Origin of the sequence: Streptomyces sp. NPDC060205 (genome assembly GCF_042728395.1) — a bacterium.
Lineage (GTDB): Bacteria > Actinomycetota > Actinomycetes > Streptomycetales > Streptomycetaceae > Streptomyces.
In genome coordinates, this window is record NZ_JBHWZP010000066.1 from 13,158 (window position 1) to 35,000 (window position 21,843).

Genomic DNA, 21,843 nt, shown 5'->3' on the forward strand with positions numbered 1-21,843 from the left:
GAGGGGTTACGCGGTGAAGTCCGGGGTGCGTTCCCTGGACGCCTCGGCCAGGGCCTTCGTCACCCCGTCCACGTCCATCCGGCCGCCGTAGACGGGGGTGCCGGGCTGCTGGCGCCAGGAGTCGTCGAGGCCGCCCGCGTCCACGGTGTCGAAGCCGAGTTCGTCGATGAGTGCGCGTACGACCTGCTTCGCACGCGCGTCGTCGGCCGCCACCGGGAGGGCGATGCGGTCGGGGGCGCCGGCCGGGCGGGGGCGGTCCAGGATGTCCTGCGCGTACGTGCCGTTGAAGGCCTTGACGACCGTGTGGCCGAGGTGCTGGGCGGTCCAGCGGGACTCCGTCAGACCCTCGTCCAGGATGGCGGCGATCCTGCCGTCCCGCTGCGGGTAGTAGTTGCCGGTGTCGATGACGGCCACCCCGTCGGCCGCCTGGTCCAGCAGTCCGGACGGCAGGTCGGGGATCGCCTTCAGGGGGATGGTGACGACGACGATCTCGGCGCCCCGGGGTGCCTCCTCGACGGTGACGGGGGTGGCTCCGGTCTCCTCCGCCAGCGCGGTGAGCGTCTGCGGGCCGCGGGAGTTGGCGACGTACACGTCGTGGCCGAGTGCGGTGAGGCGGCGGGTGAGGTTGCCGCCGATGTTCCCTGCTCCGATGATGCCGATCTTCATGGAACTCGCCCTTCGAGGGGTGGGTGACTCCTGCCGGGGTGTACCAACCCGGGGTCGGATCGGGTTATTCCGGGCACCACCCTGACGGCCGAACACGACGAGGACCGGACCCGGCTAGGGCCTGGCATGACGAAAGCCGGACATGACGAAGGCCTGACGCGACGAAGGCCGGACATGACGAAGGGGCGCCCGCCGTGAACCGGTGGGCGCCCCTTCCGCTCGGGTCACCTGTTGACGTGGGCCCAGAACTCGTCGAACGAGAGCAGCTTGTCGCCGTTGAGGTCCTGGGCGGCGATGACGGCCTCGGCCACCGACTCCGTGACGTTCCAGTCCCCGCCCTGGGCCAGGGCCTTCTTGAACTCGGCGGCGGTGATGTAGCCGTCCCCGTCCACGTCGATGCGCTCGAACGCCTTGCGTGCTTCCTCGATGTCCGCCACCGGACCCGCCCCTTCGTGGTGCTTCACTGACGAGGTCAGATTAACGTTCCGCTCCGGCCGGCAGCGCGGCGACCACCCAGGTGCCGGGGTCGGTGCCAGGGTTCGTGGTGCGGGCTGCTCTCGCAGTCGCTCAAGCCCTAGCGGTCGGCCACCCGCATTTCGAACCATGTCGTCTTGCCGCGTGGGAGGAGGTCGACCCCCCAGCGGTCGGACAGTTTGTCCACGAGGAACAGGCCTCGGCCGCTGACGTCCATGTCCTGGACCGGCATCAGACAGGGCAGCCCCCGCGAGGGGTCGCGGACCTCGACCCGGATCCATCCGCGCCGGCGCCGCATCCGGAGCCCGAAGACCCGCGCCCCCGTGTGCCGCACGGCATTGCCCACGAGTTCCGACACCAGTAACACGGCGTCCTCGGTCATCTTCGGCGAGAGCCCCCACTGGCGGAGCACCACGACCTGGGTGAGCCGGCGCGCCGTGGCGGCGGACTCCGGCCGGGACGGCAGCGGCACCTCCGCCTCGGTGGGGTTGCCGAACAGTTCCAGCGCCTTCAGCGCGTGTTCGTCCTCGACAGCAGGCGACCAGCGCGCCGCGGTCGCACTCCCGTGCCGCCGCGGCTGTTCGATACCCTCCAGCCCCGCCATGCCCCCATCATGACCCCCGAAGGGCCTTCTGCGGGGGTGTTCCGGAGGAATACGCCCCCCGGAACCTGTTGTTCCGCATCATCCGATTGACATATGCCGTCGGCATCGCGGTGCCCCATGCACCCCATCTGGCCTGCGCGAACAGGGGTGTTCGGGGCAATCGCCCGCGCTTGACCGCAGGGGAGCATCAAGCCTGCCCCAGCGGTCGGACAAGCCCACCCGCCGAGCCGAATCTCCACGCGCACGGGTGATACATCGCGTCAACAGCAAGTGGACCGGCGGCAGTTTTTCAACGGCTTCCGCCTCAGCGGAACTTCGCCTTGCCCGGTCCCTCCTCGACGAAGCTGCGCATCCCCGTCTCCCGGTCCTCCGTCGCGAACAGGCCCGCGAACCAGGTGCGTTCGACCGCGAGCCCGGTCTCGATGTCCGTCTCCAGGCCGACGTCGACGGACTCCTTGGCGGCGCGCAGCGCGAGCGCCGGTCCCTGGGCGAGTTTCGCGGCCCAGGCGTGCGCCTCGGTGTACACGTCGGCGGCCGGCACCACCCGGTCCACCAGGCCGAGCGACAGGGCCTCGTCGGCCTTGACCATGCGGCCGGTGAAGATGAGGTCCTTCGCGCGGGAGGGGCCGATGAGCCGGGACAGGCGCTGGGTGCCGCCGGCGCCCGGGATCAGCCCGAGGAGGATCTCGGGCTGGCCCAGCTTGGCGTTGTCCGCGGCGATCCTGTAGTCGGCGCACAGCGCCAGTTCGCAGCCGCCGCCGAGCGCGTAGCCGGTGACCGCGGCGACGACCGGCTTGGGGATGCGGGTCACGGCGGTGAAGGAGTCCTGGAGGGCCCGGGAGCGTACGACCATGGCCGCGTGGTCCATGGCCTGCATCTCCTTGATGTCCGCGCCCGCTGCGAACACCTTCTCGCCGCCGTAGAGGATCACCGCGCGCACGTCGTCGCGGCGGGTGGCCTCCTCGGCGAGTTCCCTGAGCCGGTCCTGGGTGGCGACGTCCAGCGCGTTCATGGGCGGACGGTCGAGGCGGATCGTGCCGACGCCTTCGGCGACTTCGAGAGTGACGGTCATGGGAGGAGGTTAACGAAGGCTAACGGGAACGGCCCCGGTGTGCCTCGTCACATTACGGACGGGCACACCGGGGCCGTACGGTCTCGGGAGAGAGGGTGCCGCGGTCGACGGCGCCCCCCTCAGCGCGAGGTCACGCCGTCCACTTCTCCCATGACATGTTCCAGCCGTTGAGGCCGTTGTCCGGGTCGATGATCCGGTCGTTGGAGTTCTTCACGATCACGACGTCGCCGACGATCGAGCGGTCGAAGAACCACGCGGCCGGGGCTCCCCGGTCACCGCCGCCGCGCTGGTCGCGCAGGCCGATGCAGCCGTGGCTGGCGTTGTAGTTGCCGAAGGCGTCGCCGCCCCAGTAGTTGCCGTGGATGAACGTGCCCGAGTTGGACAGGCGCATCGCGTCGGGCACGTCCTTGATGTCGTACTCGCCGCCGTAGCCGACCGTCTCGCCGTTCATCCGGGTCACCCGAAGGCGCTCACTGATGACCATCTGGCCGTTCCAGGTCTCGTAACCCGCCTTGCCGGTCGTGACCGGGAGGGTCTTGATGACCTTGCCGTCGCGCCTGACGGTCATCTTCTTGGTCTTGACGTCGACGGTGGAGACCTGGCTGCGGCCGATCGTGAACTTCACGGTCTTGGCCTGCTCGCCGTAGACACCGGGCCGGCCCTCGACGCCGTCCAGGTTCAGGGTGACGGTGACCTTCGTGCCGGACTTCCAGTACTCCTCGGGGCGGAAGTCGAGGCGGTCGTTGCCGAACCAGTGGCCCTGGACGTCGACCGCCGGCTCGGTCTTGATCTTGATGGCCTTCTCGATGTCCTCCGGGTGCGTGATGCCCCGGGTGAAGCGCACCGAGAAGGGCATCCCGACGCCGACCTTGGAACCGTCCTCCGGCGTGAAGATGCCGACGAACGTGTTCTTCGGGGTCAGCGTGGTGAACGCGGACTCCTCGGCGGCCTCACGGCCCTCGGAGTCCTTCGCCACCGCGTGGACCTTGTACTTCGTCGAGGCCGCGAGGTGGGCGGCGGGCGTCCAGGTGGCGCCCCCGCCGGTGATCTTCCCCTCGACCGGGTTGCCCTTGGTGTCCTCGACCTTCACCTCGGTCAGTTTGCCCTTGGCGGCCGTCACCTTCAGCGCGCCGCTGGTCTTGACGGCGTCGGCGCCGTCCTTCGGCGCGATGGTCACGACCGCCTGCGAGACCTTGGTGTCGGCCTGGCTGGAATCCTTGTCCTTGCCCTTGTCCCCGCCGGACCCGGAGCCCGAGTCCCCTCCTCCGCCGCACGCGGTCACCAGAAGCAGCAGCACCCCCAGCACAAGTGCCAGGACCCCCTTGCCGCTTCGTGTCCGCGCGCCAACCGACGCCCCCGATATCGGTCGCCCGTTCAAGTTCGTTCTCCCCTCGCACGGCCTGTTCAGGCCCGTACTACGGCGCGTTCACGCGCACGCATCGCGCTAATTAATCACACTGCCAGGAGAGATGACCTCCCGGGAATGTCACCGTTCAGTCCCAACTGCTGGAGCCGGGAGCGCGATGGGGGCCTTGTCTGTGCGTACCCCTATGTCGGGCTACTTCACCGCGGAGCCCGCTTTCCAGGCTTTCCAGCCCATGTTCCACCCACCGAGGCCGTTGTCGGGAGCGACCTTCTTGTCATTGCTGCGGACGACCTCGACGACGTCACCGACGAGGCTGCGGTCGAAGAACCAGCCCGCCGGGGTCGCGGAGCTGCCGCCCTTCACATCGCGCAGTCCCACGCAGCCGTGGCTGACATTGGCGGTGCCGAAGACGCCCTTGGCCCAGTAGTTGCCGTGCAGGAAGGTGCCGGAGGAGGTGAGGCGCACGGCGTGCGGGACGTCCGGGATGTCGTACTCGCCCTTGCCGTCGGCCCGTTTGAAGCCGACGGTGGCCCCGTTCATCCGGGTCACCTCCAGCATCTCGGTGATCACCATCTTGCCGTTGTACGTGGTGTTGCCGGGCGCTCCCGCGGTGATCGGCACCGTGGACAGGAGTTCGCCGTCGCGGGTCACCCGCATGGTGTGGGCGGCGGCGTCGACGACGCTGGTCTGGCTGCGGCCGACCGTGAAGGAGAAGGTCTTGTACTGCAGCCCGTACACGCCGGGGGCCGCCTCGACGTCCCGCAGCCGCAGGTCGACGGTGACCTTGGTGCCGGGCTTCCAGTAGGTCTCGGGCCGGAAGTCGAGGCGGTCCTCACCGAACCAGTGCGGGGCGATCTCCGTCCTCGGTACGGAGGTCACGCGGATCGCGCGCTCGACGGCGGCCCGGTTGCCGATCTCGCGGTTGAACTCCAGGGACACGATCATGCCGGTGCCGACCGTCGAGCGGTTCTCCGGCGTGACGTAGCCGATGAACCGCTCGTCGGGGACGTACGTCGTGAACGTGACGTGCCGGGCCACCCGCCGGCCGTGGGCGTCGAGCGCGACCGCGTCCACCGTGTACTTGGCGGCGAGCGCGAGCTTCGGGTCGTCGGGCCGCCAGGTCGCGCCGTCCGGGCCGATCGAGCCGTGCACCGGGAACTCCTGCGCGTCCTGGGACTTGACGACCTTCACCGACTCCAGGCGCCCGGCCGGCACCCGTACCTTCAGGCCCTCCTCGGGCCGTACGGCCTTGCTGCCGTCGTCGGGCGAGACCCGGATCGCCTCCTCGGGCGAGCGGGGCTTGCCCAGCATCTCGTCCACCCCGTGCGAGGTGCATCCGGTGGCCGCGGCCAGCAGGCCCGCCCATGTCAGTACGGCGGCCAGCGCGGCCCCTGCGCGTCCCGCGCGCCTCTGTGCGTGCATCACGTGGGACCCAACGACGGAGCGTGCCCCGGGGAAGTGGGTCCGTTCGGCGGGTGCCGGGCGGCGCCGGGCGCCTCACAGTCCGCGCCCCGCACTCCGTGCCGCCCGTTCGGCGCCTCGCATTCCGTGCTTCTGTTCGGCCTCCGCCTCAGGAAACGTGAGTGCGCGCCCGGCTCTGGGCAGAACAGTGGGGAGGACGACGCGACACAGGACCGCGGCCGGGACACCGCGGTCCTCCTCGTGCCGCTCCGACCGAGCCGCGGGAGGGCCCAGGGTGTCGAGCGCAGCCGAGCAGGAGGCAGTGCGGGAACCGGTGCAGGAGGGGCGCGCCCTCGGCAGGGGGCTGCCCGCACAGGCCGCCCCCGCGGTGAACGGAACGGCGCGCACGGCGCCGGGCGTCCCCGTGTGGCCGGGTGCGCCGACCCCGCTCGGGGCGCGCTTCAGGACCGGGCCCGACGGGGTGTCGGGCACCAACTTCGCGCTGTGGGCGGGCGGGGCCGAGTCCGTGGAGCTGTGTCTCTTCGGCTCGCCGGACGACCCCGGCGGCGAGGGCGACGGCGTCGAGGTCCGGGTCCCCCTCACCGAGCTGACGCATGAGATCTGGCACGGTTTCGTGCCCGGCGTGCGGCCCGGGCAGCGGTACGGCTTCCGGGTGCACGGCCGCTGGGACCCGTGGACGGGCGCCCGCTGGAACCCCGCGAAACTCCTCCTGGACCCGTACGCCCGTGCCGTGGACGGCGCGGGACGCGACGAGTTCGGGAGTCTGCCGCCGGAGGTGTACGGGCATGTGCGGGACTGGCCGCAGCAGCATGTGGCGGACACCGTGCGCGACGACAGGGACTCGGCGCCGTTCGTCCCCAAGGGGGTCGTCGTCCACGACGACACTCCCGGTGACGAGTGGGCGGACGACCGCCGTCCGAAGACGCCGTGGGCGGACTCCGTCATCTACGAGCTGCACGTCAAGGGCTTCACCAAGCTGCACCCGGGCATCCCGGAGGAACTGCGCGGCACGTACGCGGGGCTGGCGCACCCGGCGGCGATCGAGCACCTGGTGGCCCTCGGGGTGACGGCCGTGGAACTGCTGCCGGTGCACCAGTTCGCGCACGAGGACCATCTGCTGCGCCGCGGCATGAAGAACTACTGGGGCTACAACTCGATCGGCTACTTCGCCCCGCACGCCGGATACGCGGCCTCCGGGACCAACGGCCAGCAGGTCGGCGAGTTCAAGCGGATGGTCCGCGCGCTGCACGCCGCCGGGATAGAGGTCATCCTCGACGTGGTCTACAACCACACCGCGGAGGCGAGCGAGCTGGGCCCCACGCTGTCGCTGCGCGGGATCGACAACCGCGGCTACTACCGGCTGCAGGACGACGCGCGGCGGTACGCGGACTACACGGGCTGCGGCAACACCCTGCACGTCGTCCAGCCGCACGTGCTGCGGCTGATCACGGACTCGCTGCGCTACTGGGTCACGGAGATGGGCGTCGACGGCTTCCGCTTCGACCTCGCGGCGGCCCTGGCCCGGTCCATGCACGACGTCGACATGCTGTCGCCGTTCCTGGCCGTCATCGCGCAGGACCCGGTGCTGCGCCGCGTGAAGCTGATCGCCGAGCCGTGGGACGTCGGCTCCGGCGGCTACCAGGTGGGCGCCTTCCCACCCCTGTGGACGGAGTGGAACGACCGCTACCGCAACGCCGTACGGGACTACTGGCGGGGCGCGCTGCCGGACGTACGGGACCTCGGGTACCGGCTCTCGGGCTCCAGCGACCTGTACGCCTGGGGCGGGCGGCGGCCGTACGCCTCGGTGAACTTCGTGACCGCCCACGACGGCTTCACCCTGCGGGACATGGTGTCGTACGAGCGCAAGCACAACGAGGCCAACGGCGAGGGGAACCGGGACGGCACCGACGACAACCGGGCGTGGAACTGCGGCACCGAGGGAGAGACCGAGGACGCGCGGATCCGCGGTCTGCGGCGCCGCCAGCTCCGTAACCTGCTGACCACGCTGCTGCTCTCCACGGGTGTGCCGATGCTGGTCGCGGGCGACGAACTGGGGCGCACCCAGGGCGGCAACAACAACGCGTACTGCCAGGACAACGAGATCAGCTGGCTCGACTGGAGCCTGCTGGACGACCCCGGCTGGCGGGCCCTGTTCGATCTGACGTCCCGGCTGATCGCGCTGCGCCACGCGCATCCGGTGCTGCGGCGGCGCGCCTTCTTCTCCGGGCGGGCGCACTCCGCCGACGGACTGCGGGACCTGGCGTGGTTCACCGCGCACGGCACGGAGATGACGGAACGGGACTGGTACGCGCCCGCGGGCACGCTGGGCATGTTCCTGTCCGGGCGGGACATCCCGGGGCGGGACGCGCGGGGCGTGCCCGTGACGGACGACAGCTTCCTCGCGGTGCTGCACGCGGGCGACAGACCCGCGGGCTTCGTCCTGCCGGGACCGCCGTGGGCCCGGTCGTACGAGGTCGTCGTCGACACCTCGCGGGAGGAGCAGTCGGCCGCGCCGGGCGTGGTGCACCGGGCGGGCGCGACGATCACCGTGCCGGCGCGGGCGGTGCTGCTGCTGCGGGTGGCGGACTGAGGGACGCCCCAGCCCTCTCCCGCACACGCAGGCGCGCAGGGTGCCTCACCCGTGCGCAGGCGCCTTCCGCGATCCGGACAGCTGTTGACGTCCCAGGTGACGCACTGGGAACGTCCCTTGCCATGAGGCCGTCCGCTGATCACCCGTGCGCGTGTGTCGCGCTCGTGGAGCGGCGCCACGTCGATCTGTGCCGGCAGTCCAGCGCGATCTGTCGCTGAGCCCGCGGCCCCTTCCCGCGTTTCCCGCGGTTCCCTTCCGCGTTTCCCGCGCTCCGAGCGCTTCCTGGCCATGCACTCCCCCCCCTGTATCCGAGGATCCCGTATGCCTGAGATATCCCGTCGTACCTTCGGTGGGCTCGTCGGTGGCGGTGCCGTGACGGCCGTCGCGACCACGGCCGGTACCGCTCCGGCCGCCGCGGCCGGGGCGACCGCCGCCGAACGGCCCTTCGCGGCCCGCACCTCCGGCTCCGCGTCCGGCCGACGGCCCAACATCCTGGTCGTCCTGGGTGACGACCTCGGCTGGGCCGACCTCTCCTCGTACGGCGCCCCGCACATCAAAACGCCCCACCTGGACCGGCTCGCCCGCCAGGGAGTGCGGTTCACCGACGCGTACTCCGGGTCCGCGACCTGCTCGCCGACCCGGTTCAGCCTCTACACCGGGCGCTATCCGGGCCGTACGCCCGGCGGTCTCGCCGAGCCGATCGCCAACAGGTCACAGGGGCTCGACCCGAGCCACCCCACGCTCGCCTCCCTGTTGAAGAAGGCGGGCTACTCCACCGCGCTGATCGGCAAGTGGCACTGCGGCTGGCTGCCCGACCACAGCCCCACCAAGTCGGGCTGGGACGAGTTCTTCGGCAACTTCGGCGGTGTCCTGGAGTACTTCTCCAAGCTCGGCCAGCTCGGCGACCACGACCTCTACGAGGGCGACGCCGAGTACGAGGACCTGCGCTACTACACCGAGGTGCTCACCGAGCGGGCCGTCGAGTACGTCGGCCGGGACCACGACAAGCCGTGGCTGCTGAACCTCAACTTCACCACCCCGCACTGGCCCTGGCTCGCCGAGGACGACGCGGAGAGCGGCGCGCAGATCGCCGCGAAGATCCGGGCCGCGAAGAACCAGGGGGAGGTCTCCCGGGCGCTCAACCACTTCGACGGCGGCTCGGTCGAGAAGTACGCGCAGATGGTGGAGAGCCTGGACGCGGCCGTCGGCGAGGTCCTCGCGGCGCTGCGGCGCTCCGGGCAGGAGGAGAACACGCTGGTGCTGTTCGCCAGCGACAACGGCGGGGAGCGCTACTCCTACAACTGGCCGCTCAGCGGGGAGAAGTTCGTGCTCCTGGAGGGCGGGATCCGGGTGCCGGCGATCGTGCGCTGGCCGGCCCGCATCGACGGCCACCAGGTCAGTCACGAGCCCCACTTCTCCCCCGACTGGACCGCGACCCTGCTGGAGGTGGGCGGCGCCCGGCCCGACCCGGCGTACCCGCTGGACGGCACCAGCCTCGCCGGCTACCTGCTGAAGGGCGAACGGCCGCGGGAGCGCGACCTGTTCTGGCGGGTACGGGCCAACCGGGCGCTGCGGCGCGGCGACTGGAAGTACTACCGGGACGAACAGGGCGACGACCATCTCTACAACCTGGCGGCCGATGCGCGCGAGCAGGCCGATCTGGCGCCGGACCGGCCGGAGCTGCTCGCCGAGCTGAGGGCGGCCTGGGAGAGGACGGCGGCGACCCTTCTCCCGTACCCGACCACGTAGGGCGGCTCTCGGCCCTCGGCGGGCCGCGACCGGCGAAAACTCGCTGGGTGTTGTCAGTGCCGAAACGTAGGCTCGCTGCTGATGCCCACCACACCTGCGCCCGCCGAGGGAACCGACGAGACCCGACCCGCCCGGAGCCGTTCCGCCGTACGCAGCCTGCTGCGGCTGTGGCCGTATGTGAAGCCCGTGCGCGGACGGCTGGCCGTCGCGGCCGTCGTCGCGGTCGTCGCCTCCTGTACGGGACTGGTGATCCCGCTCGTCCTGAAGTGGATCGTGGACGGGCCGGTGGCCGACCGGGACACGGGCGGGGTGTGGCTCGGCGCGCTGTACCTGCTGCTGCTCGGCATCGCGGAGGCGGTGCTCTTCGGACTCCGGCGGTGGCTGGTCGCCCGGCCGCTCGCCGGGGTCGAGGCGGCGATGCGGGGCGATCTGTACCGGCATCTGCAGCGGCTGCCCATCGCCTTCCACGACCGCTGGCCCTCGGGGCAGCTGCTGTCGCGGGGGACGACGGATCTGATGCTGCTGCGGATGTTCCTCGCCTTCCCGCTGACGTTCCTGCTGGTCAACTCGGTGACGATCCTCGTGGGCGTCCTGATCATGCTGGCCCAGGACTGGACGCTGGGACTGGTCCTGCTCGCGCCGGCCGTCCCGGTGATGATCGTCTGCTGGCTCTTCGAGAAGCGGTACTCGCGGGTGGCGCGGCAGGCGCAGGACCAGGTCGGTGATCTGACGACGCTCGTCGAGGAGAGCGTGCTGGGCATCCGGATCATCAAGGGGTTCGGCCGCCACCGCAGCCAGGCGCTCGCCTTCCGGGAGCTGTCCCGGACGCTGCGCGGCACGGAACTGGCGAAGGCGCGGCTGCTCGCCGGGATCTACGCCGCGATCACGACCCTGCCCGAACTGGCCATCGGCGCGGCCCTGGTGCTCGGCACGGTGCAGGTGGCCGACGGTTCCCTGTCGGCCGGCACGCTGGTCGCGTTCCTCTCCACGGCCCTCGCCCTGCGCTGGCCGGTGGAGTCGATCGGCTTCCTGCTGGCCATGAGCCAGGAGGCGGCGACGGCCACGGAACGCTACTTCGAGGTCATGGACGCGGCCCCGGAGTCGGACACCGCGCCGGCGTCCGGGGCGGCACGGGCCTCCGGGGCGACACCGGCGGACGGTGCGGGGGCCGGGCTCCGGTTCGACGGGGTCCGGTTCCGGTATCCCGACGCCGAGTCCGGCAGCGTTCCCGTGCTCGACGGGATCGATCTGCACATCCGGCCCGGCGAGACCATGGCCCTGGTGGGCGGTACGGGGTCCGGGAAGACCACGCTCACCGCGCTCGTGCCCCGGCTGCACGAGGTCACCGCGGGCCGGATCACGCTGGACGGCGTGGACATCACCGCGATGCCCCGGGAGGAACTGCGCGCCCTCGTGGCCGTCGCCTTCGAGGAACCCACTCTCTTCTCCGCGAGGGTCGGCGAGAACGTCCTCATGGGGGCGCCGGACACCGCGGGCGAGGCCGATCTCGCCCGCGCCCTGGCCGTCGCACAGGCCGACTTCGTCCACGCGCTGCCGGGCGGCACCGACACCCAGGTCGGCGAGCAGGGCCTCAGCCTCTCCGGCGGGCAGCGCCAGCGCCTGGCCCTGGCGAGAGCCGTCGTCGGCAACCCCCGCTTCCTCGTCCTGGACGATCCGCTGTCCGCCCTGGACGTCCACACGGAGGCCCTGGTCGAAGCGGCCCTGCGGCGCGTCCTCGCCGGGACGACCGCGCTGGTCGTGGCCCACCGCCCGTCCACGGTCCTGCTCGCCGACCGCGTCGCCCTGCTCTCCGGCGGCCGTGTCACCGCCGTGGGCACCCACCACGAACTGCTGCGCACGAGCGCGGAGTACGCCTGGCTGATGTCGGGAAGGACACAGACGAGCGAGAGGGAGAACCGATGACGGCGCCCACGACCACCGCGCCGGCAGACGACAGCCAGAACCGTCCGGCGGATCCGCCGCCCAGGGACGGCGATCCCTTCGACCGTGACGCCCTGCCCGCTCCCCCGCGCGCCACGGCCACCCTCCTGCGCTCCCTGCTCGCGCCCATGAAGGCCCGCGTCGTCCTCGCGGCGGTCCTCCTGCTGCTCCAGCAGGCGGCGGTGCAGGCGGGCCCGATGCTCGTGGCGTACGCGATCGACCGCGCCGTACCGGCCTTCCGCGCCGACGACAACGGCCCGCTGATCGCGGTGGCGGTCGCGTACGCGCTGTGCTCGGTGGCGGCCGGCGCCCTCCAGTACGGCTTCGTGCGCACCTCGGCCCGCGTCAACCAGGACGTCCTGCTGGACCTGCGCGGCAGGATCTTCCGGCACGCGCAGGCGCTCAGCGTCGACTTCCACGAGCGCTACACCTCGGGCCGGCTCATCTCGCGCTCCACGACGGACGTCGAGTCGCTGCGCGAACTGCTCAGCGAGGGCCTCCAGGAACTGATCACCGTCATCCTGTCGTTCGTCTACATCTCCACGATGCTGCTCTGGCTGGACCTGGGCCTCGGCGCGGTCGCGGTCGCCTCGTTCGTGCCGCTGTACCTCCTCATCCGGCTCTACCGGCGCCGCGCCGGCCGGATCTTCGCCGTCCGCTCGACGGCCATCGCGGCGGTCATCGTGAAGTTCGCGGAGACGATGAACGGCATCAGGCCGGTGCGCGCCTTCCGCCGCGAGGCCGTCAACGACTCGGCCTTCCATACGCTCAACAGCCACCACGAACGCGTCAACGGCGACGCCATCCTGGAGATGGCCCGCTATGTGGTCGGTTCCCGCCTGGTCGCCAACACGGCGGTCGCGGGGATCGTGCTGTGGGGCGCGTACCGGGTGGCGTCCGGGTCGCTCGCGCTGGGCGTGCTGGCCGCCGCGGTGCTGTACCTGAGACGGCTGTACGACCCGATCGACCGGCTCGGCATGTTCCTGAACTCGTACCAGTCGGCGGCTGCCTCGATGGAGAAGATCGCGGGTCTGCTGGCCCAGGTCCCGTCGGTGCCGCAGCCGTCGCAGCCGCGTGAGCTGCCCGCGCTCGCCTCCGAACTGCCGGGCAGGGAGGTCGTGTTCGACGACGTGCGGTTCGCGTACCGGACGGGCGGCGAGGTGCTGCCGTCCTTCTCGCTGACGCTGCCGGCGGGCCAGACCGTCGCCGTGGTCGGCTCCACGGGCGCGGGGAAGTCGACGCTCGCCAAGCTACTGGCCCGCTTCTACGACCCCACGACCGGCCGCGTCCTGCTCGACGGCGTGGATCTGCGCGAGCTGTCCGTGCCCGAACTGCGGCGCGGTGTGGTGATGGTGACGCAGGAGGCGTTCCTGTTCTCCGGCACGGTCGCGGAGAACATCGCCATCGGCCGCCCCGACGCCTCCCGCGAGGACATCGAGCGGGCCGCGAAGGCCATCGGCGCCCACGACTTCATCAGCTCCCTGCCCGACGGCTACGACACGGACGTACGCAAGAGGGGCGGGCGCATCTCGGCCGGCCAGCGGCAACTGGTGGCGTTCGCGCGGGCGTTGCTGGCCGACCCGGCGGTCCTGATCCTCGACGAGGCGACCAGTTCGCTGGACGTGCCGGGCGAACGGGCCGTCCAGCGGGCCATGCACACGGTCCTGCGCGGCCGTACGGCGGTGGTCATCGCCCACCGGCTCTCCACGGTCGAGATCGCCGACCGGGTCCTCGTCATGGAGCACGGCCGCATCGTCGAGGACGGCAGCCCCGACCGGCTCGTCACGGACACGGGCCGGTTCGCGGACCTGCACCGGGCCTGGCGGGACAGCCTGGTGCAGGAGCACGCCGAGTGACGCCGAAGCGGGCGGACCCGCGGAAGGCGGGCCCCGGGCGGAGGAGCCGCCTGGAACGCTTCGCGTACGAGGATCCCGGCGTGCCGGACCTGCGCGGCGGCGGCCGGTACCTGTGGTGGCTGGTCACCCGGCAGCCGGGCCGGTCCGTGGCGGGCGCGGTGCTCGCCACCACCTGGCTGGTGCTCATCGCGCTGACGCCGTATCTGCTGGCCCGGGCGATCGACGACGGGCTGGAGCCGGGCGACCGGGCGGTGCTGGCCTGGTGGTGCGCGGCGCTGCTGGGCCTCGGGGTGTTCAACGCCGTGGTGGGCGTCCTGCGTCACCGCACGATGACCAAGGTCCGGATGGACGCCAACTTCCGTACGGTGAAGCTCGTCGTGGGGCAGGCGGCCCGGCTGGGCGCCGGGCTGTCCCGGCAGACGGGGACCGGTGAGGTCGTCACGATCGGCGTCGGTGACGTGCTGACGATCAGCGGGGCGCTGACCGTCGTGGGGCCCGGCGTCGGCTCGGCCGCCGCCTATGTCGTCGTGGCCGGGCTGCTGCTGTCGGTGTCGCCGCCGCTGGCCGCGGTGGTCCTGATCGGCATCCCGGTGATCGTCGTCCTCATCGGCCCCCTGATGGGACGGCTGCGGGGCACGGAGACGGAGTACCGAGAGCTGCAGGGCACGCTGACCGCGCGGATCGGGGACCTCGCGGGCGGACTGCGGGTCCTCAACGGCCTCGGCGGGAAGGGGCTGTTCGCGGACGCCTTCCGCCGGGACTCGCGGCTGCTGCGGGACCAGGGGTACCAGGTCGGGGCCGTGACGAGCTGGCTCCAGGCGCTCGGCGTGGGGCTGCCGACGGTGTTCCTGGCCGTGGTGACCTGGCTGGCGGCCCGGCTCGCCGCGCAGGGCTCGCTCACCGTCGGCGAGCTGGTGTCCGTGTACGGCTACGCGGCGGTCCTGGTGGGCCCGGTGGCGTTCTTCGTCGAGTGCGGCTACCAGATCAGCCGGGGCGTGGTGGCCGCCCGACGCGTCGTACGCTTCCTGGCCCTTGAGCCCCTGATGGCGGACGACTCCCCCGCGGGCCCGGCGGAGGACCCCGCCGCGAACGGCCCCGCGGACGCCCCCGCGGAGCCCTCGGTGCTGCACGATCCGCACTCCGGTGTCCGGGTGGTTCCGGGCACGCTGACCGCGCTGGCCTGCGCCCGGCCCGCGGAGTCCGCCGCCGTGGTCGACCGGCTCGGCCGGTACACCGCCTCGGCGGCCACCTGGGGCGGCGTTCGGCTCGATGCGATCGCCCTGCCGCGGATACGGGAGCGGATCCTGGTCGCCGACAACGAGGCCGACCTGTTCGCGGGCACCCTGCGCGAACTGCTCGCCGGCCGCCTGGAGGCGGACGGCACGGACGACACGGCCGTCGGCAGGGCCGTGCACGCGGCCGTCGCGGACGACATCGTGCTCGGGCTGCCCGACGGGCTCGACTCGGCCGTCGACGCGCAGGGCCGCAGCCTCTCCGGGGGCCAGCGGCAGCGCGTACGCCTCGCCCGCGCCCTGCTCGCCGACCCCGAGGTGCTGCTCGCGGTCGAGCCCACCTCGGCGCTCGACGCGCACACCGAGGCCGCGGTCGCCGCCCGGCTGCGCGCGGCGCGCACCGGCCGCACGACCCTCGTCACCAGCACCTCGCCGCTGGTGCTCGACCAGGTGGACACCGTGTACTACCTGGTCGACGGCGAGGTCGCGGCCGTCGGCGGGCACCGCGAACTCCTCGACGGGGAGCCGGGGTACCGGGCGCTGGTGGCCCGCGACACGGACCCGCGCGGCGAGCAGGCCGCACGGACCGGCGGGCGCGACGCGCAGGAGCCGGAAGGGGCCGTGCGGTGAGCACGCAGTTGCCGGTCGCGGGACCGGCCGACGTGCGCGCCGCCGCGGCCCGGCTGATCCGCGCGGACGGCCGCGCCTTCGCCGCCGTGCTCGTCCTGAACGCGCTGGCCGCCGCTGCCGGTCTGGCCGGCCCGTGGCTGCTCGGCCGCATCGTCGACGAGGTCAGGGCCGGTGCCGGGGTCGCCGCCGTGGACCGGCTGGCGCTCGTCATCCTGGTGTGCGCTCCCCTTCAGCTGCTGCTGGCGCGGGCCGCCCGGTTCGTGGGGCACCGGTTCGGGGAGCGGACGCTGGCGCGGGTGCGCGAGGAGTTCGTCGACCGGGCGCTGGCACTGCCCGCGTCCGTGGTGGAGCGGGCGGGCACCGGCGATCTGACGGCCCGCGGCACCGCGGACGTCGCCGTGGTGGGCACGACCCTGCGCGACGCGGGTCCCGAGCTGCTGATCTCCTCGGTGCAGGCGCTGTTCCTCATCGGGGCGGTCTTCCTGCTCGATCCGCTGCTGGGCGTCTGCGCGGTGCTCGCCCAGGCCGGTATCTGGTTCGCCCTGCGGTGGTATCTGCGCCGGGCACGGCCCGCCTACCTCGCCGAGGGCGCCGCCACCTCGCAGGTCGCCGAGATCGTCTCGGCGACCACGTCCGGCGCGCGTACGGTCGAGGCGTTCGGGCTGCAGCGGGGGCGCGTCACCGCGAGCCGGGACGCCCTCGACGTGTCCCGCCGCACCCGGATGCACACGCTGAACCTGCGGTCCGTGTTCTTCCTGAGCGTGGAGATCTCGAACGTGCTGCCGGTGGCCGTCGTCCTGATGGCGGGCGGCGTCCTGCACGCGCGGGGCGCGATGAGCGTGGGGGCGGTCGTCGCGGCGGCCCTGTATCTGCGTCAGCTGGAGTCGCCGCTCGACACGATCCTGATGCGGGTGGAGCAACTGCAGAGCAGCGGCGCCTCGTTCGCCCGGGTGGAGGGCCTCGCGCGGGCCCCGCGGACCGCCCCCGCGGGGCCGGGGTCACCGTCGGGCCCGCCGTCGAGGTCCCCCGCCCCGGTGGACGACCTGATCGAGGTCCGGGGGGTGCGGTACGCGTACGACCGCGGCGGTGAGGTGCTGCGCGGGGTCGACCTGACCGTGCGGCCCGGGGAGCGGCTGGCCGTCGTGGGCCCTTCGGGCGCCGGGAAGACGACCCTGAGCCGGCTGCTCGCGGGCATCGACGTGCCGGGCTCCGGCACGGTGACGGTCGGCGGGGTGCCGATCGCGGGTCTGGACCCGGAGCAGCTGCGGCGGCAGGTCGTGCTCGTCACCCAGGAGCACCACGTGTTCCTGGGCACGGTCCGCGACAATCTGCTGATCGCCGATCCGGCCGCCGGCGACGCCGCGTTGTGGGCGGCGCTCGCGGCGGTCGGCGCCGACGACTGGGTGCGGGAACTGCCGGACGGGCTCGACGCGGAGCTGGGTCCCGGCGGCCGTCCCGCGGGCGCCGACCCCGCCCGGCGGCCGGGCGGGGCGCCGGTCGCGGACGGCTCGCGGGCCCAGCAACTGGCGCTGGCGCGGGTGGTGCTGGCCGACCCGCACACCCTGATCCTCGACGAGGCCACGGCGCTGCTCGACCCGGCCACCGCCCGCCACACGGAGCGTGCGCTGGCCGCCGTGCTCGAAGGGCGCACCGTCATCGCCATCGCGCACCGGCTGCACACCGCGCACGACGCGGACCGGGTGGCGGTGATGGAGGAGGGCCGGCTGACCGAACTCGGCACGCACGAAGGGCTCGTGGCGGCCGGCGGCGCCTACGCGGCGCTGTGGCACTCCTGGCACGGCGAGCGCCCGCCCTCTTCCTGAGTCCCCTGGCCTGCGTACAGCGGTCGGCGGTACGGCAACCGGTCCGTATACCGAACATGACCAACCGGACAACGGAGCCTTTCGGCCAACTTCCTGATGCGCACCTGACAGAACGGCCGATCTCCTGCCACTCTTCCCACGACCGCTTCACAGCAACCTCACAGAAACGGCTGTGAGGCGGTGAACGGCCGTGCCCGCCCGTGGCCCCATGAGCACGAGTGCCGGCACCTGCACACGTACAAGCACGTGGTTCTGCGTTCCGTCTTGTTCTGCCCGGACGGCTCCCGGCCGCCCGGTCCCCCCTGGCCACGCGTTCGTGGCCACGCAGAAGGAGTCCGTGTTGAAGCGCACCTCCCACAGACCCACAGCCCGCTCCCTCCCCCGCAGGGCGACCGCCGGCGCGCTCGTCGCCGTCGCCGCCCTGCTCGCCGCGGCCGTCCAGACCGGCGCCGCGACGGCCGACGCCCCACCCGCCCCGGGCAAGCTCGACAAGGGCTCCCTGGCGGTCAAGCTCTCCCCCGCCCAGCGCGCCGCGCTGATCCGCGACGCCGACTCCGCGAAGACGGACACCGCGGCGGAACTCGGCCTGGGCGCCAAGGAGAAGCTCGTCGTCCGTGACGTCGTCAAGGACGCGGACGGCACCGTCCACACGCGCTACGAGCGCACCTGGGCCGGACTCCCGGTCCTCGGCGGCGACCTGGTCGTCGACACCGCGAAGTCGGGGAAGACGGAGGGCGTCACGCGGGCCGTGCGGGCCTCGCTCACGGGACTCACCACCAGCGCCGCCCTGAAGCCGGCCGTCGCGGAGAAGCAGGCGCTCAAGGCGGCTTCGGCGGAGGGTTCGAAGCGGACCGAGGCCGACGGCGCCCGCAAGGTGATCTGGGCGGCCAGCGGCAAGCCGACCCTCGCGTACGAGACGGTCGTCGGCGGGCTCCAGCACGACGGCACCCCGAACGAGCTGCACGTCATCACGGACGCGGCCACCGGCAAGAAGCTCTACGAGTACCAGGGCGTCGAGAACGGCACCGGCAACACCCAGTACAGCGGCACGGTGACGCTCGGCAGCGCCCAGTCCGGGTCGACGTACAACCTCACGGACACCATGCGCGGCAACCACAAGACGAACAACCTGAACCGCGGTACGTCGGGCACCGGCACGCTCTTCTCGGGCCCGGACGACGTGTGGGGCAACGGCGCCGCCTCGAACACCGAGACGGCCGCCGCGGACGCCCACTACGGGGCCGCGCTGACCTGGGACTACTACAAGAACGTCCAGGGCCGCACGGGTATCCGCGGTGACGGCGTCGGCGCGTACTCCCGCGTCCACTACAGCAGCAACTACGTCAACGCCTTCTGGCAGGACTCCTGCTTCTGCATGACGTACGGCGACGGCTCGGGCAACGCCAAGCCGCTCACGTCGATCGACGTGGCCGCGCACGAGATGACGCACGGCGTGACCGCGAACACCGCGGGGCTCGTCTACAGCGGCGAGTCGGGCGGTCTGAACGAGGCGACCTCCGACATCTTCGCGGCGGCCGTCGAGTTCTACGCCGGCAACAGCTCCGACGCCGGCGACTACCTGGTCGGCGAGAAGATCGACATCAACGGCAACGGCACCCCGCTGCGGTACATGGACAAGCCGAGCAAGGACGGCGCGTCCAAGGACAGCTGGTACTCGGGCATCGGCTCGGTGGACGTGCACTACTCCTCCGGCCCGGCGAACCACTTCTTCTACCTGCTCAGCGAGGGCAGCGGCGCCAAGACCGTCAACGGCGTCGCGTACGACTCGCCGACCTCCGACGGCCTGCCGGTCACCGGCATCGGCCGCGACAAGGCCGCGCTGATCTGGTTCAAGGCACTCACCACCAAGTTCACCTCCACGACGAACTACGCGGCGGCCCGCACCGGCACACTCGCGGTCGCGGGTGAGCTGTACGGCACCACGAGCGCCGAGTACACGGCCGTGCAGAACGCCTGGGCCGGCATCAACGTCGGCACCCGGCCCGGCGGCGGAGGCGGCGGCACGTCCTTCGAGAACACGACCGCGGTATCGATTCCGGACAACGGAGCCGCCGTCACCTCCTCGATAACTGTTTCCGGCCAGGCCGGAAACGCCCCGTCCAACTTGATCGTGACGCCGAACATCACCCACACCTGGCGCGGTGACCTGGTCATCGACCTGGTGGCGCCCGACGGCTCGACGTACCGCCTCAAGTCCTTCAGCTCCTCGGACTCCGCGGACAACGTCACCGAGCCCTACACGGTCAACGCTTCAACCGAAGTAGCCAACGGCACCTGGCAGTTGAAGGTTCAAGACCAGGCGGCGCAGGACGTCGGCAGGATCAACAGCTGGAAGATCACCTTCCCGACGAGCTAGCCGCACGGCCCCGGCCCACAGGGGGTGCCGCCCCGGGAAGCGACTCCCGGGGCGGCACCCCCTTTGCTTACGCTTTGCTGCCGCCTTACCCCCCACTGCCGGTTCCATTGCCGGGTCTTTGCGGGCGATCAAGTCCGCATTGCGTACGCCGATCTTCGGGCAGCGGACGATTTCCGGCCAACCTCCATTTGCCCCGCTGACATGTACGCGACCCACCTGGCACTGTTCACCTCGCACGGCAGGCACACCCGCACCGCAACTTCACAGCAGCCCGACCGCTTCCCCATACCGGTCGGACACCCCCCACGAAGGAGCTTGTGTGACCCCCCTCTACGCGCGTCGCAACCGCACCTCCCTGGCCATCGCCACCGCTGTCGCGGCCGGTGCTCTCCTCACCACCGGTCTGACCACCGGTGCCTCCGCCCAGACCCCGGCGGAGAGCTCCGACGCGACGCTCGCCGCGTCCCCGGTCCAGCTGTCCCCGGCGGCCCGTGCGAGCCTCATCGCGAAGGCCGACGCCGCCACGACGCAGACCGCCGACGAGATAGGTCTCGGCGCCAAGGAGAAGCTGGTCGTCAGAGACGTCGTCAAGAACGTCGACGGCACGACCCACACCCGCTACGAGCGCACGTACGACGGACTCCCGGTCCTCGGCGGCGACCTGGTCGTCCACGAGACCAAGGCCGGTACGACGCAGGGCGTGACCAAGGCGACCAAGGCCACCATCAAGGTCGCCGACGTCACCCCCTCCATCGCCAAGTCGGCGGCCGAGAAGCAGGCCGTGACCGCCGCGAAGGCCGAGGGCAGCACCAAGTCGGCCGCCGACAAGGCGCCCCGCAAGGTCGTCTGGGCGGCCGACGGCAAGCCGGTCCTCGCCTACGAGACGGTCGTCGGCGGCTTCCAGCACGATGGCACCCCGCAGGAGCTGCACGTCGTCACCGACGCCGAGTCGGGCAAGAAGCTGTACGAGTGGGAGGCGGTCAAGACCGGTATCGGCAACAGCCAGTACTCCGGCAAGGTCACCATCGGCACCTCGCTCTCCGGCTCGACGTACCAGCTCAACGACACGTCCCGGGGCTCGCACAAGACGTACAACCTGAACAAGGGCACCTCCGGCACCGGCACCCTGTTCACCGACGCGGACGACACCTGGGGCACGGGCGCGGCGTCCAACACCCAGACCGCCGCGGTCGACGCGCACTACGGGGCCCAGGTCACCTGGGACTTCTACAAGAACGTGCTCGGCCGCACCGGCATCAAGAACAACGGCGTCGCGGCCTACTCCCGCGTCCACTACAGCACGGCGTACGTCAACGCCTTCTGGCAGGACTCCTGCTTCTGCATGACGTACGGCGACGGCGCGGGCAGCGTCAAGCCGCTCACCTCGCTGGACGTCGCGGGCCACGAGATGAGCCACGGCGTGACCGCGAACACCGCGGGCCTCAACTACAGCGGTGAGTCCGGCGGTCTGAACGAGGCCACCTCCGACATCTTCGGCACGGCGGTCGAGTTCTACGCGGCCAGCTCGTCCGACGTCGGCGACTACCTCATCGGCGAGAAGATCGACATCAACGGCAACGGCACCCCGCTGCGCTACATGGACAAGCCGAGCAAGGACGGCGCGTCCAAGGACAGCTGGTCGTCCAGCCTCGGCTCGGTGGACGTGCACTACTCCTCCGGCCCGGCGAACCACTTCTTCTACCTCCTGTCGGAGGGCAGCGGCGCCAAGACGATCAACGGAGTCAGCTACAACTCCACGACGTCCAACGGCACGACGCTCACCGGCATCGGCCGCGACAAGGCCATCAAGATCTGGTACAAGGCGCTCACCGAGTACATGACGTCCACGACGAAGTACGCGGGCGCCCGTACGGCGACGCTGAGCGCGGCGTCGGCGCTGTACGGCTCGACGAGCACCGAGTACAAGGCGGTGGCGGCGGCCTGGTCCGGCGTGAACGTGGCGTGACGCCCACCTAGGTATGCGCGGGGCGGTACCCGGGACGGAAAACGTGCCCGGTTCCGCCCCAAACGTTGTTGCCAA

Annotated in this window: 15 protein-coding genes; 9 read left to right on the plus strand and 6 right to left on the minus strand. The window is 71.7% G+C overall.

All coding sequences use genetic code 11. The annotated features are described in order from the left end of the window. Positions 1-6 precede the first annotated feature (6 nt). From ACFWGJ_RS14550 to ACFWGJ_RS14575, 6 genes are all read right to left on the minus strand, one after another. Positions 7-726: an NADPH-dependent F420 reductase gene (locus ACFWGJ_RS14550; protein WP_387323780.1), complete on the minus strand. Its 720-nt coding sequence runs from the start codon at positions 724-726 to the stop codon at positions 7-9. 164 nt (positions 727-890) lie between these two features. Then, entirely contained in the window at positions 891-1,103 is a 213-nt protein-coding gene (locus tag ACFWGJ_RS14555; RefSeq protein WP_387323782.1) for an EF-hand domain-containing protein, read from the minus strand. 137 nt (positions 1,104-1,240) lie between these two features. Beyond that, positions 1,241-1,744, minus strand: coding sequence for an ATP-binding protein (locus tag ACFWGJ_RS14560; RefSeq protein ID WP_107021845.1), 504 nt, complete (start codon positions 1,742-1,744; stop codon positions 1,241-1,243). Between the two features lie 304 nt (positions 1,745-2,048). Beyond that, entirely contained in the window at positions 2,049-2,816 is a 768-nt protein-coding gene (locus ACFWGJ_RS14565) for an enoyl-CoA hydratase/isomerase family protein (protein WP_387323756.1), read from the minus strand. Between the two features lie 130 nt (positions 2,817-2,946). Further along, positions 2,947-4,194, minus strand: coding sequence for an Ig-like domain-containing protein (locus tag ACFWGJ_RS14570; protein ID WP_387323758.1), 1,248 nt, complete (start codon positions 4,192-4,194; stop codon positions 2,947-2,949). Positions 4,195-4,374: 180 nt separating this feature from the next. Continuing rightward, positions 4,375-5,607, minus strand: a complete 1,233-nt coding sequence (locus tag ACFWGJ_RS14575; RefSeq protein WP_387323760.1) for an Ig-like domain-containing protein — start codon at positions 5,605-5,607, stop codon at positions 4,375-4,377. Between the two features lie 271 nt (positions 5,608-5,878). Between ACFWGJ_RS14575 and glgX the strand changes: the two genes are divergently transcribed. The 9 genes from glgX to ACFWGJ_RS14620 all read left to right on the plus strand — a co-directional run bounded on the left by glgX (position 5,879) and on the right by ACFWGJ_RS14620 (position 21,768). Then, a complete protein-coding gene (glgX, locus tag ACFWGJ_RS14580; protein ID WP_387323762.1) occupies positions 5,879-8,194 on the plus strand; it encodes a glycogen debranching protein GlgX in 2,316 nt (771 codons plus the stop codon). Positions 8,195-8,316: 122 nt separating this feature from the next. Continuing rightward, positions 8,317-8,412, plus strand: coding sequence for a putative leader peptide (locus ACFWGJ_RS14585; protein WP_351152469.1), 96 nt, complete (start codon positions 8,317-8,319; stop codon positions 8,410-8,412). Between the two features lie 103 nt (positions 8,413-8,515). After that, on the plus strand, positions 8,516-9,943 hold the full coding sequence (locus tag ACFWGJ_RS14590; protein WP_387323764.1) for a sulfatase: 1,428 nt from the start codon (positions 8,516-8,518) through the stop codon (positions 9,941-9,943). An 81-nt stretch (positions 9,944-10,024) separates the two neighbouring features. Next, positions 10,025-11,866 (plus strand): ABC transporter ATP-binding protein, encoded by a 1,842-nt coding sequence (locus ACFWGJ_RS14595; protein WP_387323767.1) that lies wholly within the window; start codon positions 10,025-10,027, stop codon positions 11,864-11,866. Further along, the gene (locus tag ACFWGJ_RS14600; protein ID WP_387323769.1) at positions 11,863-13,740 is read left to right on the plus strand and encodes an ABC transporter ATP-binding protein; all 1,878 of its coding nucleotides are present in this window, start codon (positions 11,863-11,865) and stop codon (positions 13,738-13,740) included. Before ACFWGJ_RS14595 ends, ACFWGJ_RS14600 begins: the two co-directional genes overlap by 4 nt. A 50-nt stretch (positions 13,741-13,790) precedes the next feature. Then, positions 13,791-15,602, plus strand: a complete 1,812-nt coding sequence (locus ACFWGJ_RS14605; protein ID WP_387323784.1) for an ABC transporter ATP-binding protein — start codon at positions 13,791-13,793, stop codon at positions 15,600-15,602. Further along, complete coding sequence (locus tag ACFWGJ_RS14610) at positions 15,599-17,425, plus strand: ABC transporter ATP-binding protein (RefSeq protein WP_387323772.1); 1,827 nt, start codon at positions 15,599-15,601, stop codon at positions 17,423-17,425. The genes ACFWGJ_RS14605 and ACFWGJ_RS14610 overlap by 4 nt, the downstream gene beginning before the upstream one ends. A 340-nt stretch (positions 17,426-17,765) precedes the next feature. After that, positions 17,766-19,802, plus strand: coding sequence for a M4 family metallopeptidase (locus ACFWGJ_RS14615; RefSeq protein ID WP_387323774.1), 2,037 nt, complete (start codon positions 17,766-17,768; stop codon positions 19,800-19,802). A 319-nt stretch (positions 19,803-20,121) separates the two neighbouring features. Further along, complete coding sequence (locus tag ACFWGJ_RS14620; RefSeq protein WP_387323776.1) at positions 20,122-21,768, plus strand: M4 family metallopeptidase; 1,647 nt, start codon at positions 20,122-20,124, stop codon at positions 21,766-21,768. Positions 21,769-21,843 lie beyond the last annotated feature (75 nt).